We start from the raw sequence: 20,589 nt of genomic DNA on the forward strand, positions 1-20,589 counted from the left end.
CGAGGCTTCCGGCGGGGCTGCCCGCGGGCAGCCCCGGCGAACGGGACGACCGCGGTTACGCGTTGTCGAGTTCGCCGTTCAGTTCGTCCGCGCGCTTTTGCGCGGCCGCGAAATCGAGATCGCCGGAGTAGATCGCCCGGCCGCAGATCACGCCTTCGACGCCGTGCTCTTCCACTTCGCACAGGCTCTCGATGTCCGTGAGGTTCGACAGGCCGCCGCTCGCGATCACCGGGATGCCGACCGCCTGCGCGAGCTTCACGGTCGCGTCGATGTTGATGCCCTGCAGCATCCCGTCGCGGCCGATGTCCGTGTAGACGATCGATTCGACGCCGTAGTCCTCGAACTTCTTCGCGAGATCGATCACCTCGTGGCCCGTCAGCTTGCTCCAGCCGTCGGTCGCGACCTTGCCGTCCTTCGCGTCCAGCCCGACGATGATGTTGCCGGAGAACGCGGTGCACGCGTCCTGCAGGAAGCCCGGATTCTTCACGGCCGCGGTGCCGATGATCACGTAGGACAGGCCGGCGTCGAGATACTTCTCGATCGTCTCGAGGCTGCGGATGCCGCCGCCGAGCTGTACGGGGATTTCGTCGCCGACTTCGTCGAGGATCGCTTCGATCGCGTCGAGATTCTTCGGCTTGCCGGCGAATGCGCCGTTCAGGTCGACGAGATGGAGCCGCCGTGCGCCGAGGTCGACCCACTTGCGGGCCATCGCCGCCGGGTCCTCGGAGAAAATCGTGGCCTGGTCCATATCGCCCTGTTTCAGGCGCACACACTGACCGTCTTTGAGATCGATGGCCGGAATCAGCAACATAGCAATCGGGTGTCGTCGTGGAAAATGAAAAGAATCCGGCGCGTACCGGCCAAACCGGTGCCGCGCCGTCTCGCTAGTTTAGTACAACTCTTTCGGCGCTTAAGCGCGCGTGCCACGTGCGACAGGCCGTTCGGCCAGGTCGACTGTGGCTCGCGCACCACGTTTTACGGTTTCCAGTGCACGAAGTTGCGATACAGACGCAACCCGACCTCCGCGCTTTTCTCCGGGTGGAATTGGGTCGCGAAGAGGTTGTCCCGCGCGACCGCGGACGTAAACGGCGCACCGTAAGCCGTTTCGCCTACCGTGTGCGCCGGGTTGTCCGGCGTCACGTAGTAGCTGTGCACGAAGTAGAAATACGCGTCGTCGGGCACGCCGTCCCACAGCGGGTGCGGCTGCGCCTGGCGCACGCGGTTCCAGCCCATCTGCGGCACCTTGAAGCGCGAGCCGTCGTCCTGCAGCCGGCCGTCCAGCTCGAAACGCACGACCTTGCCGGGCAACAGGCCCAGGCCCTTCGTGTCGCCTTCCGCGCTCCAGTCGAACAGCATCTGCTCGCCGACGCACACGCCGAGCAGCGGCTTCGTGCGCGATGCGTCGATCACCGCTTCCTGCAGCCCCGATTCGCCGAGGCAACGCATGCAGTCGGGCATCGCGCCCTGGCCGGGCAGCACGACGCGGTCGGCCGCGCGAATCGCGGCCGGCGTGTCGACGATCGCCACGTCGGCGGCCGGTTCGGCCTTCTTGAGCGCCTGCGCGACCGAGCGCAGGTTGCCCATCCCATAATCCACAATCGCAATCGAAGTTTTCATCTCAGTGCAGGCAGTAGCGCCCTCAGTCCATCGACGATGAATTCCACCGCCAGCGCCGACAGCATCAGACCCATCAGCCGCGTGGCGATGTTGATGCCGGTGCGGCCGATCCAGTTCGCGATCGGCTCGGCGAGCCGCATCGCGACGAAACACAGAACAGCCAGGACCGCGCCGATCGCGACCAGCCCGGCCCGCTCATACCAGTGATGCGCGTTCGCCGCATAGATGATCACCGTGCTGATCGAGCCGGGGCCCGTGAGCAGCGGAATCGCCAGCGGCACGACCGCGATGTTGTCCTTCAGCTCGGCTTCGTGGCGCTCCTCCGGCGTGGATCGCGTGTTGCCGATCTGCGCGTTCAGCATGTTGATCGCCATCAGCAGCATGATGATCCCGCCGCCCACCTCGAGCGACCCGACCGAAATGCCGAAGAAGTTGATGATCTGCTGCCCGAGCAGCGCGGTCACCGTCATCACGCAGAACACCGACACCGATGCGATCCGGATCGTGCGCCGCCGCTCGCCGTCCGTCTGCTGCGCCGTCAGGCTCAGGAAGAACGGCACCGCGCCGACCGGATTGATCAGCGCGAGCAGCGAAATGAACGATTTGAGCAGATCCATCGCAAGCCGGCGCGCCGCGCCGAAGCCGTGAGGTTGTCCTTGGCGTCGTCCGTCCGGAGGTTCAGAGGCTGCCTTTGGTCGACGGAATCTGCCCCGCCGCGCGCTCGTCGAGCTCCACCGCCGCGCGCAGCGCGCGGCCGAAGGCCTTGAACACCGTCTCGAGCTGATGGTGCGCGTTGATCCCGCGCAGGTTGTCGATGTGCAGCGTGACGCCCGCGTGGTTCACGAACCCGCGGAAGAATTCGATCGACAGGTCGACGTCGAACGTGCCGATCCGCGCGCGCGTGAACGGCACGTGGAATTCGAGGCCCGGCCGGCCGGAGAAGTCGATCACGACGCGCGACAGCGCCTCGTCGAGCGGCACGTACGAGTGGCCGTAGCGGCGGATGCCCTTGCGGTCGCCGATCGCCTTCGCGACGGCCTGACCGAGCGTGATGCCGACATCCTCGACCGTGTGGTGATCGTCGATATGCGTGTCGCCGTGCGCTTCGACCTCGAGATCGACCAGACCGTGTCGCGCGATCTGGTCGAGCATATGGTCGAGAAACGGCACACCGGTGGCCAGCTTCTGCTGGCCGGTGCCGTCGAGATCGAGCTTCACACGGATCTGCGTTTCGCTGGTATTGCGAACGACTTCCGCCACACGCATGGCAATTCCTTGATTGAGTCTGATGTAAATGGGGATTGATCGTCGCGCGCCGCCGCGCCCTGGGCTCAACCGGGCAGCGCGAGTTTCAAGGCGGCCAGGAGGCGAGCGTTTTCGTCGGGAGAACCGACGGTCAGCCGCACGCATTCGGCCAGTAACGGATGCATTTTACTCACGTTTTTGACCAGCACCCGCTCGGTGAGCAGCGCATCGAACACGGCAGCCGCGTCCGGCACGCGCACCAGCAGGAAATTGCCGGCGCTCGGGAACACCGTCGCGCCCGGCAGCGCGGCCACCGCCTGCGCGAGGCGCGCGCGTTCCGCGCGCAATTCGGCCGCCTGCGCGTCGAGCACGTCGAGGTGGTCGAGCAGGAAATCGGCGGTCGCCTGGGTCAGCACGTTGATGTTGTACGGCGGCCGCACCTTGTCGAATTCGTTCAGCCACGCGGGCGACCCGACGAGATAGCCGAGGCGGATGCCCGCGAGGCCGAGCTTCGACACCGTGCGCATCACGACGACGTTGTCGAACTCGGCGGCGCGCGGCAGCCACGAGCGCTCGGCGAACGGCTGGTACGCCTCGTCGATCACGATCAGGCTGTGCCGCGCGGCCGCGACGATCCGTTCGACGTCGGCATCGTCGTACAGCGTGCCGGTCGGGTTGTTCGGATACGCGAGATAGACGATCGCCGGCCGGTGCTCGGCGATCGCCGCGAGCAGCGCGTCGGCGTCGAGCGTCAGGTCGGCCTTCAGCGGCACGCCGACGAATTCGAGCTGCGCGAACTTCGCCGACAGTTCGTACATCACGAAGCCCGGCACCGGTGCGAGCACCTTCGCACCCGGCTTCGCGCACGCGACCGAGATCATGCTGATGATTTCGTCGGAGCCGTTGCCGAGCAGCACGTCGCAGCCGGCCGGCACGCCCATCGCATGGCGCAGCTTGTCGAGCAGCGCGGCCGGGCGCGGCGCCGGATAGCGGTTCAGCGCGACCTGCGCGAGCCGCTCGCCGAGCGCCGCGGCGAGCGGTTCGGGCAGCGGATACGGGTTCTCCATCGCGTCGAGCTTCACGAACCCGCTCGCGTCCGGCACCGGATAGCTGGTCATCGCGAGCACGTCGCGGCGGATGATGTCTTGTGGCGTCGTCATGGTTTCAAGCCGGCGTGCATCGCGCCGGCGTCAAATGGTCGGCAAGGCGGCGGCTGCCGCCCTGCACTGGTCCCCTGCCCCGATCCGGGGCGGCCGGCGCGGCGCATCGGCGCCTGCCCGGCCCCGCGCACCCTGCGCGCTCAGCCCTTCATCCGGAACTCGGCGCTCCTCGCGTGCGCCTGCAGCCCTTCGCCGTACGCGAGCTCGGACGCGATCTCGCCGAGCGTCTGCGCGCCTTCCGCGCTGACCTCGATCAGGCTCGAACGCTTGATGAAGTCGTACACGCCGAGCGGCGACGAGAAGCGCGCGGTGCGCGACGTCGGCAGCACGTGGTTCGGGCCCGCGCAGTAGTCGCCGAGGCTCTCGCTCGTGTAGCGGCCGAGGAAGATCGCGCCCGCGTGGCGGATCTGCTGGCCCCATTGCTGCGGCTCCAGCGCCGAGATTTCGAGGTGTTCCGGCGCGATGTCGTTCGCGATCCGGCACGCCTCGGCCATGTCGCGCACCTTGATCAGCGCGCCGCGGCCTTCGAGCGACGCACGGATCACGTCCTGGCGCGGCATGGTCGGCAGCAGCTCGTCGATCGCCTTCTCGACGCGCTCGAGGAACGCGCCGTCCGGGCACAGCAGGATCGATTGCGCGAGTTCGTCGTGCTCGGCCTGCGAGAACAGGTCCATCGCGACCCAGTTCGGATCGGTCGTCCCGTCGCACAGCACGAGGATTTCCGACGGCCCGGCGATCATGTCGATGCCGACCGTGCCGAACACGCGGCGCTTCGCCGACGCGACGTACGCGTTGCCGGGGCCGCAGATCTTGTCGACGGCCGGCACCGTCTGCGTGCCGTACGCGAGCGCGCCGACCGCCTGCGCGCCGCCGATCGTGAACACGCGATCGACGCCGCCGAGCAGCGCCGCGGCCAGCACGAGGTCGTTCTTCACGCCGTCCGGCGTCGGCACGACCATCACGATTTCGCCGACCCCGGCGACGCGCGCGGGAATCGCGTTCATCAGCACCGACGACGGATACGCGGCCTTGCCGCCCGGCACGTACAGGCCGACGCGGTCGAGCGGCGTGACCTTCTGGCCGAGCACCGTGCCGTCGCTTTCCGTGTACTGCCAGCTATGCGTGCCGCACTCGATCTTCTGCTTCTCGTGGTACGCGCGCACGCGGGCGGCGGCGGCTTCCAGCGCCGCGCGCGCCTTCGGCGCGAGGCCGTCGAGCGCCGTCTGCAGCGCGTCCTGCGGCAGTTCGAGCGCGCCGACGCTCGTCGCGCTCAGCCGGTCGAAGCGGTTCGTGTACTCGAGCACCGCGGCGTCGCCGCGCGACTTCACGTCGGCGAGGATCTTCGCGACCGATTGCTCGATCGCTTCGTCTTCGCTCGCCTCGAACGCGAGCACGGCGCGCAGCGCGGCGCCGAAGCCTTCGTTCGTCGAATCGAGCTTGCGGATGGTGATGGACATGGGAGTTCCGTTACGGTGATGCGCTCAACCGCCATTCTGCGACGCGCGTTCGAACGCGTCGAGGATCGGCTTGAGCGCCGCGCGCTTCAACTTCAGCGCGGCCTGGTTCACGACGAGGCGCGACGAGATCGCCATGATCTCCTCGACCTCGACCAGATTGTTCGCCTTCAGCGTGCCGCCCGAGCTGACGAGGTCGACGATCGCGTCGGCCAGGCCGACCAGCGGCGCGAGCTCCATCGAGCCGTACAGCTTGATCAGGTCGACGTGCACGCCCTTCGCGGCAAAGTGTTCGCGCGCCGTTTCGACGTATTTGGTCGCGACCCGCAGGCGCGCGCCCTGGCGCACCGCGTTCGCGTAGTCGAAGCCGGCCGGCACGGCCACCGACATCCGGCAGCGCGCAATGTTCAGATCGATCGGCTGGTACAGGCCCGAGCCGCCGTGCTCGACCAGCACGTCCTTGCCGGCCACGCCGAAATCGGCCGCGCCGTATTCCACGTAGGTCGGCACGTCGCTCGCGCGGACGATGATCACGCGCAGGTTCGGATCGGTCGTCGGCAGGATCAGCTTGCGCGACGTTTCCGGGTCCTCGGCCACCTGCACGCCGGCGGCGGCCAGCAGCGGCAGGGTTTCCTCGAAAATCCGGCCCTTCGACAGGGCGAGGGTCAGCGGCGCGCTCATGCTTGGCTCCCGGAAAGGCGGCGCACGTTCGCGCCGACGGCGGTCAGTTTGGCTTCCATGCGGTCGTAGCCGCGGTCCAGGTGATAGATGCGGTCGACGAGCGTTTCGCCGTCGGCGCGCAGCCCGGCGATCACGAGGCTCGCCGATGCACGCAGGTCGGTCGCCATCACGTTCGCGCCCGACAGCTTGTCGACGCCCGTCACGAGCGCCGTGTTGCCGTCGATCGTGATGTTCGCGCCGAGCCGGTTCAGCTCCTGCACGTGCATGAAGCGGTTCTCGAAAATGGTTTCGACGACCTGCGCGGTGCCCGTCGCGACCGTATTGAGGGCCATGAACTGCGCCTGCATGTCGGTCGGGAAGGCCGGGTATTCCGACGTGCGGATCGTCACCGCCTGCGGGCGGCGGTCCATCTTCACGCGCAGCCAGCTGTCGCCTTCCTCGATCGACACGCCGGCTTCGCGCAGCTTGTCGATCACCGCGTCGAGGATGTGCGGGCGCACGCCCGTCAGCATCACGTCGCCGCCGGCGGCCGCGACCGCGCACAGGAACGTGCCGGCCTCGATACGGTCGGGGATCACCGCGTGGCGGGCGCCGTGCAGCCGCTCGACGCCCTGGATCACGAGGCGGTCGGTGCCGATGCCGTCGATTTTCGCGCCCATCGCGACCAGCAAGTGTGCGAGATCGCTCACTTCCGGCTCGCGCGCGGCGTTTTCGATCACCGTCTCGCCGTCGGCGAGCGTCGCGGCCATCAGCAGGTTTTCCGTCCCCGTCACCGTGATCATGTCGGTCACGATGCGCGCGCCCTTCAGGCGCTTCGCGCGCGCTTCGATGAAGCCGTGCTCGATGCTGATATCCGCGCCCATCGCCTGCAGGCCCTTGATGTGCTGGTCGACCGGCCGCGCGCCGATCGCGCAGCCGCCCGGCAGCGACACCTTCGCCTCGCCGAAGCGCGCGAGCAGCGGCCCGAGCACGAGGATCGACGCGCGCATCGTCTTCACGAGTTCGTACGGCGCGACGAGGTTGTCGACGCGCGACGCGTCGAGCTGCACGCGGCAGCCGTCGGTCTCGCTCTTCACGCCCATCTGGTTCAGCACCTTCAGCGTCGTGCGCACGTCCTTCAGGTTCGGCACGTTGTCGAGCTCGACCGGCTCGGCGCTGAGCAGGCCCGCGCACAGGATCGGCAGCGCGGCGTTCTTCGCGCCCGACACGACGATCTCGCCGGACAGGCGGTTGCCGCCTTCGATCGCGAGTTTGTCCATCCCCTGTCCCTGCGATTCCCCGTTGGCGGCCGGGTGTGCCGTGGCGACGCTCTGGACGGCGTCGCGCTCGTTGACGGTGACTTGCACTCAGTGATTTCCGTTTATGCGTTCTGCCATTCGGCGGGCGTCAGCGTCTTCATGCTGAGCGCGTGAATTTCCTGCTTCATGCGATCGCCGAGCGCCGCATAGACGAGCTGGTGCCGCTGGATCGGCCGCTTGCCTTCGAAGGCCGCCGACACGATCGTCGCGAAGAAATGCTGGCCGTCGCCTTCGACTTCCAGATGCGTGCAGGCGAGACCGCCGGCGATGTATTGCTTGACCTGTTCGGGAGTCGGCAACATGGTGTAAGGCTCCTGTCGGCGCGCGCCGCCCGTGGGGCGGCCGCGGCCTGTCGATATCAATGACGCAGTTTGTAGCCGGTCGCGAGCAGCCGCATCGCGATCAGCGCGAGCAGCACGAAGAAACCGGTGACGATCGCGAGGCTCGCGAACGGGTTGATGTCGGACGCGCCGAAGAACCCGAAACGGAAGCCGTCGATCATGTAGAAAAACGGGTTGAGACGCGACACTTCGCGCCACACGGGCGGCAGCGAATGCGTCGAATAGAACACGCCGGACAGGAACGTCAGCGGCATGATCAGGAAGTTCTGGAACGCGGCGAGCTGGTCGAACTTCTCGGCCCAGATCCCGGCGATCAGGCCGAGCGTGCCGAGGATCGCCGAGCCGAGCAGCGCGAATGCCATGATGAACAGCGGCGCCGCGAAGTGCATCGGGATAAACCAGATCGTCACGACGAACACGCCGGTGCCGACCGCGAGCCCGCGCACGACGGACGCGAGCACGTACGCGCCGAAGATGTCGCGGTACGACAGCGGCGGCAGCAGCATGAACACGAGGTTGCCGGTGATCTTCGACTGGATCAGCGACGACGAGCTGTTCGCGAACGCGTTCTGCAGCACGCTCATCATCACGAGGCCCGGCACGAGAAAGCTCACGTATTCGACGCCCGGATACACCTCGACGCGGCCCGACAGCGCATGGCCGAAGATCGTCAGGTACAGCAGCGCCGTCACGATCGGCGCGAGCACCGTCTGGAACGACACCTTCCAGAAACGCAGCAGTTCCTTGTAGAACAGCGTCCGAAACCCGCTTCCCGGCACGCGCCGGGCCGCCCCTTCGAGCGGCAGCGAACGCAGTTCGCGTGGGGAGTGTTGATTCATGCCAGACCCTCGATCACCTCGGCCCCGTTCATCACCTGGACGAACACATCCTCGAGGTCGGCCTTGCGGACCTCGATCTCGTCGAACGTGCAGCCGGCCGCGCGGCATTGCGCGAGGATGCGCTCGACCTCGTCATAGCTCGCGAGGCGCAGCAGGTGCTCGCCCGGCGCGCGCGCGGCCGGATCGGTCTCCAGCCCGCGCAGCTCGGCCGGCAGCGCGCCCGTCGCGAGCCGCAGGTACAGCTGCAGCCCCGCGAAGCGGCGCAGCAGCGCATCGGTGCGGTCGAGCGCGACGACCTCGCCCCGGCGCAGCATCGCGATACGGTCGCACAGCGACTCGGCTTCCTCGAGGTAATGGGTGGTCAGCACGATCGTGTGACCCTCGCGGTTCAGGCGCGAGATGAATTTCCACAGGGTCTGGCGCAATTCGACGTCGACGCCGGCGGTCGGCTCGTCGAGCACGATCACGGGCGGCCGGTGCACGAGCGCCTGCGCGACGAGCACGCGGCGCTTCATCCCGCCCGACAGCGCACGCATGTTCGCGTCGGCTTTCTCGGTGAGATCGAGATTGGCCATCACTTCGTCGATCCAGTCGTCGTTGCGGCGCAGCCCGAAATAGCCGGACTGGATCCGCAGCGTCTCGCGGACGGTGAAGAACGGGTCGAAAACGAGTTCCTGCGGAACGACGCCGAGGGCGCGGCGCGCGTTGCGGAAGTCCTGGACGACGTCGTGACCGCGCACCGAGATACTGCCTTCGTCGGCCCGGGCGAGCCCGGCGAGGATACTGATGAGCGTGGTCTTGCCTGCGCCGTTGGGGCCGAGCAGACCGAAAAACTCGCCTTCCTCGACCGACAGGCTGACGCCCTTGAGCGCCTGAAGCGACTTGTAGCGCTTCTTGACGTGACGGATTTCTATGGCTGACATGACTGTGCGCGGCGCAACGGCCGCGACGCCTATTCTGTGCTTGCTGCGAAAGAAAATGGGGGCCGGACGCCGATTGGCTGCCCCGCAAAACGCTTGATTATAGGGCAAACCGGCTGGGGGAGCCGGCGCCGACGGCGCGCGGCCTGAAGCGTGCGCGCGCCGGCTGGCGCGGCAGGCTTCGGTCGGACAGGGTCAATGTCGCCCGGCGCCTTCGATGAGCGCGTCGACGCCGTAGGCGCGCGCGAGGCTGGCGAGCTTCGGAGGGAGATTGAGGATGTCGAGGGCCGCGCCGCGCGCCTTGGCGGCACGTTGCCATGCGAGCAGCACGGCGAGCGCGGACGAGTCGAACTGCGCGAGCGCCGCGCAATCGACGGCGGTCGCGCCCGCGCCGATGTGCGCAAGACCGTCCGCGAGCGCGGACTTCGCGCTCGCGACGGTCAGCGAGGAGCCGGCTTCGAAGCCGCTCACGACGCCTGCTTGCCCGCGGCAAGCTCCTGGTTGCGCTGCGTCAGGAACTTGATCAGGCCGTCCACGCCGCTTTGCTGGATCTTCTCGTTGAACTGTTGCTGGTACGTCTGGATCAGCCATGCGCCGAGCACGTTCAGGTCGTACACCTTCCAGCCGTTCGCCGTCTTGTACAGGCGGTAATCGATCTGGACCGGCTGGCCGTTGTTCATCGCGACCGTCTTGACCACCACGTCGGTATCGGCCGGATCGGCGCGGAACGGCGGGTACTGGATCTGCTGGTCGGGCTTCAGTTGCGCGAGTGCGCCCGAATACGTGCGGATCAGCAGCAGCTTGAACTGCTCCTGAACCTGCTGCTGCTGCTCGGCCGTCGCCGTGCGCCAGTTGCGGCCCATCGCGAGCTGCGTCGTGCGGCGGAAATCGGTGTACGGCAGGATGTCCTTGTTGACGATCGAGATGATGCGGTTGGTGTCGCCCTGCTTGATCGTCTGCTGCTTGACTTCGTCGAGGACCTGCTGCGTCGCCGTCTTGATCAGCGCTTGCGGGTTCGACTGGTCGACTTGCGCGTGAGCTGCGCCGCCGAACGAGAACAGCGCCGCGAAAACGGGGATCAGGAACAGTTTTTTCATCATAGTGGCCTGCATGAATGAGTCGATGCGAAGGTTGGAGCAGGTAGCTTACGCGCAAGTTCGCCTACGCTACCGACTGAATCGTTTCCGGCTGTAACGAATGTAAGCCCGTCAGTGCAGCCGGATGCTCGGGAACCGGAGCCCGCCCGGCGACGGCGGCGCCACCTGCATCGCCGGTACGTTCGTCTCGCTGGCCGGGTTCGGCGCTTCGGCCGTGCCCGAGGCCGGCGCGGCGACCGCCGCGCCCGATGCGCCCGCCGGCGCCGCCCCGCCCACCGCCGCCGCGCCCGCCGTACCGGCCGCGCCGGCTGCCGCCGGTGCCGCGCCGTCTTCCGGCAAGTCGTACTTCGGCAGCGCGTCGTTGCTCGACGTCGCGGCGGCCTCGCCGCGCGCGTTGCTGATCAGCATCTGGCGGCGCTGCAGATACGCATTGCGCACGAACGAATACTTGTCGAGCGCCGCGGCATCCAGCACGTCGCCCGCGCCGAGCAGGTTCGCGCGCGTGTTGACGAGGTTCACGCCGAACAGGCCCCAGCTCAGGCCGTCCGGCTTCACGTAGGTGAGCGGGTTGCCGACGTAGTCGACGCCGAGGCCGGCCGTGTCGCGCAGCGTGCTCGGGCCGAGCAGCGGCAGCACGAGGTACGGGCCCGACGGCATGCCGTAGCGGCCCATCGTGATCCCGAAGTCGGCCGTGTGCTTCGGCAGCTTCGCGATCGTCGCGACGTCGAACAGGCCGCCGACGCCGAACACCGTGTTGATCACGACGCGCATGATGTCGCCGACGCCGTCGGCGATCCGCAGCTGCACGATGTTGTTCGCCGCGATGTAGACGTCGCCGATGTTCGAGAAGAAGTTCGTCACGCTGTCACGCACCGGCTGCGGCACCACGTACTGGTAACCCTTCGCGACCGGCTTCAGCGCGTACGTGTCGACCGTGTCGTTGAACTTGTACATCGTCCGGTTGAAGCCTTCGAGCGGATCGCCCTTGGTCGGCGTCTGCACGGTCGCGCAGCCGCTCAACGCGGCGACTGCCGCAACCGCCAGCGCGGCGTGCCTGATGCGGATCGTGTGCATGGTCATTACCCTCTTGTCTTTCTCTCGTGTGGTTATTGGGCTGCAGCGCCGGACACCGCGGACGCCGGCACCGCCACCGGCGCGGCGGGCGCCGCCGGTGCCCCGGCTGCCGGCTTCGCGCCGCCCGCGTCGGCGGCCTTGCTGTACAGGAACTGGCCGATCAGGTTCTCGAGCACGATCGCCGATTGCGTCATCGTGATCGTATCGCCGGCCTTCAGCATTTCGGTGTCGCCGCCCGGATCGAGGCCGATATATTGCTCGCCGAGCAGGCCGGACGTCAGGATCTTCGCCGACGAATCCTTCGGGAATTGATACTGACCGTCGACGTCGATCGTGACGACCGCCTGGTAGGTGTTGGTATCGAACCCGATCGACTTCACGCGGCCGACCACGACGCCCGCGCTTTTCACGGCCGCGCGCGGCTTCAGGCCGCCGATGTTGTCGAATTTCATTCTCACCGAGTAGGTCGGCTGAAACGACAGCGAGCTCATGTTGCCGACCTTCAGTGCCAGGAACAGCACCGCGAGGAAGCCCACCACCACGAACAGGCCGACCCAGAAGTCGAGAGCAGTCTTTTTCATCGTCATCCCAAAATTTGGCTTGGCTGAGGCTTAGCTGAACATCAGCGCGGTCAGCAGGAAATCGAGGCCGAGTACGGCGAGCGACGCGAACACGACCGTCTTGGTGGTCGCGCGCGACACGCCTTCGGGCGTGGGCTTCGCTTCATACCCTTGAAACAGTGCAATGAAGGTCACGGCGAACCCGAACACGATGCTCTTGATCACGCCGTTGCCGACGTCGGCCCACACCTGGACCCCGCCCTGCATCTGCGACCAGAACGCGCCCGGATCGACGCCGATCAGCACGACGCCGACGAAATAGCCGCCGAGCACGCCGACCGCGTTGAAGATCGCGGCCAGCAGCGGCATCGCGATGATGCCGGCCCACATGCGCGGCGCGATCACGTTCTTGATCGGGTCGACCGCCATCATCTCGAGCGCGGTAAGTTGCTCGCCGGCCTTCATCAGGCCGATCTCGGCCGTGAGCGACGTGCCCGCGCGGCCCGCGAACAGCAGCGCGGTGACGACCGGCCCGAGCTCGCGCACGAGCGACAGCGCGACCAGCAGGCCGAGCGCCTGCTCGGAACCGTAGCGGTTCAGCGTGTAATACCCCTGCAGGCCGAGCACGAAGCCGACGAACAGCCCCGACACGGCGATGATCACGAACGAATAGTTGCCGAGGAAGTGGATCTGCTTCGTGACGAGCCGCGGCCGGCGCAGCAGCGGGAAGAATTCCAGCACGAGGCGCACGAACAGGCGCGTGCCGTAGCCCGCCCGCTCGAGGCCGCCGATGACGTAACGTCCGATCGCGCTGATCATGCGCGCCCTCCGCCGAGCCCGAAATCCGCTGCCAGCGGCGGGCTCGTGTAATGAAATTTGAACGGGCCGTCCGGCGCGCCGTCGATGAACTGCCGCACGCTCGGATCGGTCGACGCGCGCAGCTCGTCGGGCGTGCCCTGCGCGAGCACGCCGCCATTGGCCAGAAAATACACGTAGTCGGCGATCGCGAACGATTCCGGCACGTCGTGCGTGACGAGGATCGACGTCGCGCCGAGCGCCTGGTTCAGCGTGCGGATCAGGTTCGCGGTGATGCCGAGCGAGATCGGATCGAGGCCCGCGAACGGCTCGTCGTACATGATGAGCTGCGGATCGAGCGCGATCGCGCGCGCCAGCGCGATGCGGCGCGCCATCCCGCCCGACACCTCGGACGGCATCAGGTCGCGCGCGCCGCGCAGCCCGACCGCGTTGAGCTTCATCAGCACGAGGTCGCGGATCAGGTCTTCGGGCAGGTCGGTATGCTCGCGCAGCGCGAACGCGACGTTCTCGAACACCGACATGTCGGTAAACAGCGCGCCGAACTGGAACAGCATGCCCATCTTGCGGCGCAGCGCGTACAGGCCGTCGCGCGTTTGCGCGCCGACGTCGGCGCCGTCGAACAGCACCTGGCCGCGGCGCGCACGCACGAGGCCGCCGATCAGGCGCAGCACGGTGGTCTTGCCGCAACCCGAGCCGCCCATGACCGCGACGACCTGCCCGCGCCCGAAGCGCAGGTTCAGGTTGGACAGGACGAGGCGGTCGCCATAGCCGAAGTCGACGTCGCGAAGTTCCAGCAGGGTCTCGGTAGGAGTGGGGCTCACGGAGCTGACAGTCCTTTTACGCAGAACGCCGAATTATAGGGCCTGCATTGGAATGATGTCGTGACGCCGTTCCGGGCCCTGCGGTCAATGATTGTCAAATTGTCCGGCAAAGCACTGCTGCAGTGCAATAAGCGCCGTCCGATAATCGGCCGCGCCCGTGACCGCGCTGACCACCGCGACACTGCCGACGCCTGTGCCCAGCACGGCCGCCAGCGTGTCGAGCCCGACCCCGCCGATCGCGACGAGCGGCGCGCGCGCCCGGGCGAAGCGCGCGTAGCGGGCAATCCGCGCGAGGCCCTGCGGCGGCGCGGCGACGGCCTTCGTCGCGGTCGCGTACACGGGGCCGAGCGCGAGATAGCTCGGCCGCGCGTGCAGCGCGCGCAACATCTCGTAATAACCGTGGCTCGAAAGTCCGAGCCGCACGCCCGCGCGCGCGATCGCGGCCAGGTCGGCCGTTTCGAGGTCCTCCTGGCCGAGATGGACGCCGTACGCGCCTTCTTCTACCGCGATCTGCCAGTGATCGTTGATGAACACGCGCGCATCGGGATAGCGGCGCCCCGCCGCGACCGCGCGCGCGATTTCCCGGCGCAGCGCGTCCGGCGCCGCATCCTTCACGCGCAATTGCACGGTTCGCGCGCCGCCGTCGAGCACGCGCTCGACCCATGCGGCGCTCGGCACGACCGGATAGAGGCCGAGCCGCGCGGGGCACGGCGCGAACGCCGGCTCCGGCGCAGGCGGCAGCCCGCCGACACGCGGGAATCGCGCGGCATCGACCGGCCATGCGTCGGCGGCGCGCGTCTCGTCGCCGTCACGCCACGCCAGCGCGAGCACCAGCGCGTCGACCGGCGCGAAGCCGCAATCGAGGAACGCGGCGAGCGCCGCGATCCAGTCGTCCGCGAGCGGATGCGCGGCGTCGAGCGCGTAGCGCACGCCGGCCGCATGCAGCACGGCGCCGCCCTCGTCGAATTCGATCGCCACCGCGTCCGGCGACGCAGGCCGCGACACGGCCGACGCACGCGCCTGCGCGGCACGGTCGCCCGCCGACACGATCAGCACGTCGCCGTCGGCCGGCACGTCGGGCGCCGCCACGCAGAGCCGCCACGGCGCCGCGCCGTCCGGCCAGTCGCCGAGCCGCGCGCGAATCCGCTCGGCCGCTTCGGCCAGTTCGTCGGCCGGCGGCCAGAACGCATTGGCGAAGCGCGCGCTCATGCGCCGCCCCCGTCCTGGTGCCAGAACGGCATCCCGACGACCGGCGTGCTCGCGTGCGCGGTCTCGCGCGCATCCATCGGGCCGGCGAGATACGCGGCGCGGCCGGCCTCGACGCCCTGCGCGAACGCGCGCGCCATGATTTCCGGGTGCGTGGCCTGCGACACGGCCGTATTCAGCAGCACGCCGTCGAAGCCCCACTCCATCACCTGACACGCGTGCGACGGCACGCCGAGCCCCGCGTCGACGATCAGCGGCACGTCCGGCAGCCGTTCGCGCAGCACGCGCAGACCGTACGGATTCACGACGCCCTTGCCGGTGCCGATCGGCGCGCCCCACGGCATCAGCGCCTCGCAGCCGACGTCGAGCAGGCGCCGGCCGATCACGAGATCCTCGGTGCAGTACGGCAGCACCTTGAAGCCGTCCTTGACCAGTTGCGCCGCGGCTTCGATCAGCCCGACCGGGTCGGGCTGCAGCGTGTAGTCGTCGCCGATCAGTTCGAGCTTGATCCAGTCGGTATCGAATACCTCGCGCGCCATGTGCGCGGTGGTCACCGCTTCGGCGACGGTCTGGCAGCCGGCCGTGTTCGGCAGCAGCGGCACCGCGTGGCGCTTGAGCAGGTCGAAGAAGCCGGCTTCGGCCGTGCCGCCCGTCATCTGCCGGCGCAGCGCGACCGTCACCATTCCGGGGCGCGACGCGGCGATCGAATCGGACAGCGACTGCAGCGACGGATAGCGCGACGTGCCGAGCAGCACGCGGCTTGCGAAGGTTACGCCGTACAGCGTGAGCGCGTCGGCGGAGGTGGGGGACGTCATGTCGTTTTCCTGGAAGAGCGGGGACGAACCGGCGGCGCTCAGCCGCCCGCGACGGGGTGCACGACGTCGAGCTTGTCGCCCGCCGCGAGCGCGCGCGCCGCATGCTGCGTGCGCGCGACGAAGTTGCCGTTCAGCGCGACCGCGTACGGCGGACGCGCGCCGTACGCGGCCAATGCGTCGGCCACCGTCGCGCCGTCGGGCAGCGTCAGAGTCTGTTGATTGATCTGGATATCCATGAGGCTCGGTCGGATTCGGTCGGCGGCGCGCGTCAGGCCGGCTGGCGCGCGTCGTTACGGTGATGAAGCAGGGTCGGCCAGCGGGCGGCGGCGCGCCACGCGGCGAACGCGTCGGGATCGCCGAGCGCGCCGCCGAGCGCGGCCTGCGCGAACGCGACGGCCGCCTGCGCGACTTCCGGCGCGATCATGAAGCCATGCCGGTACAGGCCGTTGACGGCGAGCGTCGACGCGCCGTCCCAGATCACGGCCGGGCGATGATCGGGCAGCGTCGGCCGGCATTGCGCGTTGAGTTCGAGGATGCGTGCCTCGCCGAACGCCGGATGCACGGAAAACGCCGCGCTCAGCAGTTCGAGCGCGGAACGCACGCTGACGGGCGACATGTCCTCGCCCTCCACCTCGGTCGCGCCGATCACATAGAGATCGTCCTGCTTCGGCGCGACGTACAGCGGATAGCGCGGATGCAGCAGCCGCACGGGCCGCGTGAGCCCGATGCCGGGCGCATGCACGCGCGCGACCTCGCCGCGGATGCCGCGCAGCGCCGGCAGCGCGGGTTTCGCGCCGAGCCCCCGGCAATCGATCGTGAAATGCGCGGCGGGCGGACTCGTGTCGTCGACCGACGCGCGCCAGTGCGTTTCGACGCCGCGCTGCGCGAGGCCCGCCGCCAGCGCGCGCAGCGCCTGACGGTTGTCGAGCTGGCCTTCGCGCGGCAGCAGCAGCCCGCGTGCGAAGCGGCCCGCGAGCGCGGGTTCGGCCGCGTCGACCTGCGCACCGGCCAGCGTCACGAAGCCGCCGTCGAACAGCTCGGCCGGCGCGTTCGCACGCACGCGCCGCTCGAACAGCGGCGCCTCCGCGCGGTCGGCCTGATGCCAGACGACGAGCGTGCCGTGATGCTGGAAGAAGACGGGTTCGGGCAGTTCCGCTAGCCACTGCGGCCAGCGCGCGAGCGACGCGGCGCCGAGCTCGGTGATCAGCAGCTCCGCGCTCGCGGCTTCCGCGAGCGGCGCGAGCATCGCGGCCGCGACCCACGCGGCCGACTGCTCGCCGTCCGGGCCGCCGCGCTCGTAGAGCGCGACGCGATGGCCATCGCCGGCGAGCCGCCATGCGATCAGGCGGCCGACGAGGCCGCCGCCGAGCACCGCGAAATCGGGCCGTGCGTCCCGGACGTTCATCGCCCGCCCTCCGCGCGCTCACGCGCGACGAACGTCGACGCGTGCGCGCCGCCGCATGCGAACGCACGCGACATCGGGCCGGGAACCGGGCAAAAGACTGAAGATTGTGCGGTCATCATTCCTTCCGTAACGCGCAATGCGCGTACCCAAAAGGACGAAACCGGCAGCAAAGGCCGGCCGGGCGGGACTCGGGCGCTGACCATGTGGGATGGCGGCCAGCGCGGCCCGGCGGGATCAGAAACTTCCCTCGCCGGTATTACCCGGATCGGGTGCGAAGGGTCTTTCTCAGCCTCGCCGCGCTGCCCGGAACATCCGCCGGCCGCGTCACGAAGCACCCCTGTTTCGTCGTCGGCCATTAGACCATAAAAGCGGAAAGCGCCGCAAACTGTCCCCGTTGCGGCAAATTCGCCGGCGTGTTGCGCCGCTCTGGCACAATGCCCGCAGGCCGGCCGCGCGAGCGGCCGGTTGCCGCGTCACCGCCGGTTTTTAAGTGCCGTTTAAGACGCACGGGCGACCATCCGGACGCCCGCCGTCACTCGGCGCCGCGCCCCGGCATGCCGTATCGCGGCGCGCGCCCCGGTTTCGCCCGGCCCGCGCGCCGGCTCATCATCAGGAAGCACATGACCCAATCGATCGATCCCGTCCGCTCCGCCTCCGACGCGCCGCAGGACGAGCGCCCGGTATCCGCATGGAGCCTCATCAAGCCCTACTGGGTGTCGTCCGAATGGAAAATCGCGTGGGGGCTGCTGGTCACGATCATCACAATGAACTTCGCGAGCGTATGGCTAAGCGTGCGCTTCAACGGATGGTACGGACGATTCACGAACACATTGCAGGCAAAGGATGCACAGCACTTTCCACATCTGATGCTGGAATTCTGTGCCATCGCGTTTGGCGCCATTATTCTGTTCGTGTTCCGCCGCTATCTGACCCAGATGCTTTCGTTCCGCTGGCGGCAATGGCTCACTAACCGATTCCTCGATGAATGGTTGAATGACCGTGCGTTCTATCGGATCGAGCGGGACCGATTGACCGACAACCCCGACCAGCGCATCACCGATGACCTTCAAGCGTTCGCAACCACTTCGCTCTCGCTGTCGCTTGATCTGTTGTCGACTGTTGCATCGCTTGCGTCATTCACCGTGATCCTGTGGACCCTGGCCGGTCCGCTGACCGTTCCGATCGGTGGTACGTCTATCGTCATTCCGGGCTACATGGTGTGGGTCGCTGCAATATATGCGCTAGTTGGCTCTTACCTAATGCATCGGGCCGGCCATCCGCTTGTGTCGATCAACTACCAGCAACAGCGTGTCGAAGCCGACTTTCGCTTCGGTATGATTCGCGTACGAGAAAACGCCGAACAGATCGCGTTCTATGACGGCGCCGATTTCGAAGGCAATAATGCGCGACAACTTTTCGGTCGAATCCGTGACAACTGGTGGCGACTGATGAAGTACACAATGCGGCTGAACTTCGTGTTGAATTTCTACAGCCAAGTCGCGAATATCTTTCCGTTGATCGCAGCGGCCCCCGCATACTTCGCAGGTGCCTTCTCGTTCGGAACACTGATGCAGATTTCGCAGGCCTTCGGTAGTGTCAGCGACTCGTTTTCGTGGTTCATCAATAGTTACGGCTCGCTCGTCGAATGGCGCGCCACCGTCAACCGTCTGCGCGAATTCAAGCGCGTGATGGGCACGTCGCACCTGAAGGAAAGCCTGTCGCCCGCGACCGAGCACGGCGGCATCAACCTGCACTACATCGACGCCGCGAAGCTGTCCACGTCGTCGCTCAAGCTCGCGCTGCCGAACGGCAACGCGCTCGCCAACATCGGCGACGTCACGATCGAGCCCGGCTCGCGCTGGCTCGTGGTCGGCAAGTCCGGTTCCGGCAAGAGCACGTTCATGCGCGCGCTCGCGGGCCTGTGGCCGTTCGGCGACGGCGCGATCGACGCGCCGGTCGGCGCGCGGATGATGTTCGTGCCGCAAACGAGCTACTTGCCGATCGGCACGCTTAAAGCCGCGCTCACCTACCCGGCGACGCCCGACACGTTCAGCGACGAAGCGTGCCGCGACGCGCTGCGCGCGTGCCGCCTCGAGGATTACGTCGAGCGCCTCGACGAAACCGCGCACTGGACCCGCGTGCTGTCGCCGGGCGAGCAGCAGCGTCTGGCCGGCGCGCGCGTGCTGCTGCACAAGCCCGACTTCCTGTTCCTCGACGAAGCGACCAGCGCGCTCGACGCCGACAACGAGGCGCGCCTCTATCACCTGTTCGCCGAACGGCTGCCGAAGGCCGCGATCGTCAGCATCGCGCACCGCGAGTCGCTCGCCGCGTTCCACGTCGGCACGATCAACGTCGAGCGCGTGAACGACGACGACAAGGTCGCCGCGTGAGCGCACGCGCCGCGCCCATCGCACGGATCGCGCTGATCACCGGCGCAGGTTCGGGGATCGGCGCGGCGCTCGCGCGGCGGCTCGCGGCGCCTGGCGTCGCGCTGGCGCTGCATGCGCGCGGCGCGGACGATGCGGCACGCGCGCGGCTCGCCGACGTCGCCCATGCGTGCACGGCGGCCGGCGCGGAATGCCTGACGCTGACCGGCGATCTCGGCGAGCCGGGTGTTGCCGCCGCGCTCGTCGACGCAGCCGCCACCCGCTTCGGCGGGCTCGATCAACTCGTCGCGAACGCCGGTTTCGCCGCACGGCAATCCTTTTCCGATCTTTCCGCGGGCGCGCTCGCGTCCGCCTTCGCGGCGATGCCCGGCGCATTCTCCGCGCTCGCGGGCCGCGCGCGGCCGCTGCTCGAAGCGTCGGCCGCACCGCGGATCGTCGCGGTCAGTTCGTTCGTCGCGCACCGCTACCGCGCCGATGCGCCGTTCGCGGCTACCGCCGCCGCGAAAGCGGCGCTCGAATCGCTGGTGCGCACCGCGGCCGCCGAATTCGCCGCGCACGGCATCACCGTCAACGCGGTCGCGCCGGGTTTCACGCGCAAGGATCACGGGCCGAGCGCCGGCAACGCCGCCGCGTGGGCGCAGGCCGAACAGGCGACGCCGCTCGGCCGGATCGCCGAGCCCGGCGACGTCGCCGCGCTGATCGCGTTCCTGCTGTCGGACGCGGCGCGGCAGATCACCGGCCAGGTCATCCACGTCGATGGCGGCCTGACGCTCTGACGCGTCGCCCTTCCCTCCGCCCTTTCCGCACGAACCCGAAGCCGCCTTTTTGGCGGGCAGGATCGCGCCCGTAAAAT

Annotated in this window: 23 protein-coding genes and 1 riboswitch; of the genes, 2 read left to right on the forward strand and 21 right to left on the reverse strand. The window is 68.1% G+C overall.

Features of this window, described 5'->3' with window-relative positions:
• Positions 1 to 55 precede the first annotated feature (55 nt).
• The 21 genes from hisA to KPB06_RS22815 all read right to left on the reverse strand — a co-directional run bounded on the left by hisA (position 56) and on the right by KPB06_RS22815 (position 17,349).
• Positions 56 to 811 carry a 1-(5-phosphoribosyl)-5-[(5-phosphoribosylamino)methylideneamino]imidazole-4-carboxamide isomerase gene (gene hisA, locus KPB06_RS22715; RefSeq protein ID WP_059577248.1) on the reverse strand — a complete coding sequence of 252 codons (756 nt, stop codon included), beginning with the start codon at positions 809 to 811 and terminating at the stop codon, positions 56 to 58.
• Positions 812 to 975: 164 nt separating this feature from the next.
• Positions 976 to 1,617, reverse strand: a complete 642-nt coding sequence (hisH, locus tag KPB06_RS22720; RefSeq protein ID WP_059577249.1) for an imidazole glycerol phosphate synthase subunit HisH — start codon at positions 1,615 to 1,617, stop codon at positions 976 to 978.
• On the reverse strand, positions 1,614 to 2,234 hold the full coding sequence (locus KPB06_RS22725) for a MarC family protein (protein ID WP_059577253.1): 621 nt from the start codon (positions 2,232 to 2,234) through the stop codon (positions 1,614 to 1,616). The genes hisH and KPB06_RS22725 overlap by 4 nt, the downstream gene beginning before the upstream one ends.
• 61 nt (positions 2,235 to 2,295) lie before the next feature.
• Complete coding sequence (hisB, locus tag KPB06_RS22730) at positions 2,296 to 2,883, reverse strand: imidazoleglycerol-phosphate dehydratase HisB (protein ID WP_006477126.1); 588 nt, start codon at positions 2,881 to 2,883, stop codon at positions 2,296 to 2,298.
• A 65-nt stretch (positions 2,884 to 2,948) separates the two neighbouring features.
• The gene (hisC, locus tag KPB06_RS22735) at positions 2,949 to 4,022 is read right to left on the reverse strand and encodes a histidinol-phosphate transaminase (protein ID WP_059577259.1); all 1,074 of its coding nucleotides are present in this window, start codon (positions 4,020 to 4,022) and stop codon (positions 2,949 to 2,951) included.
• A 140-nt stretch (positions 4,023 to 4,162) separates the two neighbouring features.
• The gene (gene hisD, locus KPB06_RS22740; RefSeq protein ID WP_059577262.1) at positions 4,163 to 5,479 is read right to left on the reverse strand and encodes a histidinol dehydrogenase; all 1,317 of its coding nucleotides are present in this window, start codon (positions 5,477 to 5,479) and stop codon (positions 4,163 to 4,165) included.
• A gap of 24 nt (positions 5,480 to 5,503) precedes the next feature.
• Positions 5,504 to 6,157, reverse strand: a complete 654-nt coding sequence (hisG, locus tag KPB06_RS22745) for an ATP phosphoribosyltransferase (protein ID WP_034209773.1) — start codon at positions 6,155 to 6,157, stop codon at positions 5,504 to 5,506.
• On the reverse strand, positions 6,154 to 7,503 hold the full coding sequence (murA, locus tag KPB06_RS22750) for a UDP-N-acetylglucosamine 1-carboxyvinyltransferase (protein ID WP_059577265.1): 1,350 nt from the start codon (positions 7,501 to 7,503) through the stop codon (positions 6,154 to 6,156). The genes hisG and murA overlap by 4 nt, the downstream gene beginning before the upstream one ends.
• 14 nt (positions 7,504 to 7,517) lie before the next feature.
• Complete coding sequence (locus KPB06_RS22755; RefSeq protein WP_006477131.1) at positions 7,518 to 7,757, reverse strand: BolA family protein; 240 nt, start codon at positions 7,755 to 7,757, stop codon at positions 7,518 to 7,520.
• Between the two features lie 56 nt (positions 7,758 to 7,813).
• A complete protein-coding gene (locus KPB06_RS22760) occupies positions 7,814 to 8,635 on the reverse strand; it encodes an ABC transporter permease (RefSeq protein ID WP_226094291.1) in 822 nt (273 codons plus the stop codon).
• The gene (locus tag KPB06_RS22765; protein ID WP_011694114.1) at positions 8,632 to 9,558 is read right to left on the reverse strand and encodes an ABC transporter ATP-binding protein; all 927 of its coding nucleotides are present in this window, start codon (positions 9,556 to 9,558) and stop codon (positions 8,632 to 8,634) included. Before KPB06_RS22765 ends, KPB06_RS22760 begins: the two co-directional genes overlap by 4 nt.
• 192 nt (positions 9,559 to 9,750) lie before the next feature.
• On the reverse strand, positions 9,751 to 10,026 hold the full coding sequence (locus tag KPB06_RS22770) for an STAS domain-containing protein (RefSeq protein WP_060009414.1): 276 nt from the start codon (positions 10,024 to 10,026) through the stop codon (positions 9,751 to 9,753).
• Positions 10,023 to 10,652, reverse strand: a complete 630-nt coding sequence (locus KPB06_RS22775; protein ID WP_059577402.1) for an MlaC/ttg2D family ABC transporter substrate-binding protein — start codon at positions 10,650 to 10,652, stop codon at positions 10,023 to 10,025. The genes KPB06_RS22770 and KPB06_RS22775 overlap by 4 nt, the downstream gene beginning before the upstream one ends.
• A gap of 111 nt (positions 10,653 to 10,763) precedes the next feature.
• The gene (locus KPB06_RS22780) at positions 10,764 to 11,726 is read right to left on the reverse strand and encodes an MlaA family lipoprotein (protein ID WP_059640236.1); all 963 of its coding nucleotides are present in this window, start codon (positions 11,724 to 11,726) and stop codon (positions 10,764 to 10,766) included.
• Between the two features lie 32 nt (positions 11,727 to 11,758).
• The gene (gene mlaD / locus KPB06_RS22785; RefSeq protein WP_275905642.1) at positions 11,759 to 12,313 is read right to left on the reverse strand and encodes an outer membrane lipid asymmetry maintenance protein MlaD; all 555 of its coding nucleotides are present in this window, start codon (positions 12,311 to 12,313) and stop codon (positions 11,759 to 11,761) included.
• Positions 12,314 to 12,337: 24 nt separating this feature from the next.
• Positions 12,338 to 13,105: a lipid asymmetry maintenance ABC transporter permease subunit MlaE gene (gene mlaE, locus KPB06_RS22790; RefSeq protein ID WP_050013133.1), complete on the reverse strand. Its 768-nt coding sequence runs from the start codon at positions 13,103 to 13,105 to the stop codon at positions 12,338 to 12,340.
• Positions 13,102 to 13,923, reverse strand: a complete 822-nt coding sequence (locus KPB06_RS22795) for an ABC transporter ATP-binding protein (RefSeq protein ID WP_006477138.1) — start codon at positions 13,921 to 13,923, stop codon at positions 13,102 to 13,104. Before KPB06_RS22795 ends, mlaE begins: the two co-directional genes overlap by 4 nt.
• 84 nt (positions 13,924 to 14,007) lie before the next feature.
• The gene (gene thiE, locus KPB06_RS22800) at positions 14,008 to 15,132 is read right to left on the reverse strand and encodes a thiamine phosphate synthase (protein WP_275905641.1); all 1,125 of its coding nucleotides are present in this window, start codon (positions 15,130 to 15,132) and stop codon (positions 14,008 to 14,010) included.
• Positions 15,129 to 15,944, reverse strand: a complete 816-nt coding sequence (locus tag KPB06_RS22805; RefSeq protein ID WP_059577272.1) for a thiazole synthase — start codon at positions 15,942 to 15,944, stop codon at positions 15,129 to 15,131. Before KPB06_RS22805 ends, thiE begins: the two co-directional genes overlap by 4 nt.
• A gap of 38 nt (positions 15,945 to 15,982) precedes the next feature.
• The gene (thiS, locus tag KPB06_RS22810; RefSeq protein ID WP_027783340.1) at positions 15,983 to 16,180 is read right to left on the reverse strand and encodes a sulfur carrier protein ThiS; all 198 of its coding nucleotides are present in this window, start codon (positions 16,178 to 16,180) and stop codon (positions 15,983 to 15,985) included.
• Positions 16,181 to 16,212: 32 nt separating this feature from the next.
• Complete coding sequence (locus KPB06_RS22815) at positions 16,213 to 17,349, reverse strand: FAD-dependent oxidoreductase (protein WP_059577275.1); 1,137 nt, start codon at positions 17,347 to 17,349, stop codon at positions 16,213 to 16,215.
• 225 nt (positions 17,350 to 17,574) lie between these two features.
• Positions 17,575 to 17,698, reverse strand: a riboswitch (TPP riboswitch).
• Positions 17,699 to 17,969: 271 nt separating this feature from the next.
• Here KPB06_RS22815 and KPB06_RS22820 point away from each other — a divergent pair.
• Together KPB06_RS22820 and KPB06_RS22825 are read left to right on the forward strand one after the other, a co-directional pair.
• The gene (locus KPB06_RS22820) at positions 17,970 to 19,739 is read left to right on the forward strand and encodes an ABC transporter ATP-binding protein/permease (RefSeq protein WP_059577278.1); all 1,770 of its coding nucleotides are present in this window, start codon (positions 17,970 to 17,972) and stop codon (positions 19,737 to 19,739) included.
• The gene (locus KPB06_RS22825) at positions 19,736 to 20,512 is read left to right on the forward strand and encodes an SDR family oxidoreductase (protein WP_060009405.1); all 777 of its coding nucleotides are present in this window, start codon (positions 19,736 to 19,738) and stop codon (positions 20,510 to 20,512) included. The genes KPB06_RS22820 and KPB06_RS22825 overlap by 4 nt, the downstream gene beginning before the upstream one ends.
• Positions 20,513 to 20,589: the final 77 nt, after the last annotated feature.

Origin of the sequence: Burkholderia semiarida (assembly GCF_029268935.1) — a bacterium.
Lineage (GTDB): Bacteria > Pseudomonadota > Gammaproteobacteria > Burkholderiales > Burkholderiaceae > Burkholderia > Burkholderia semiarida.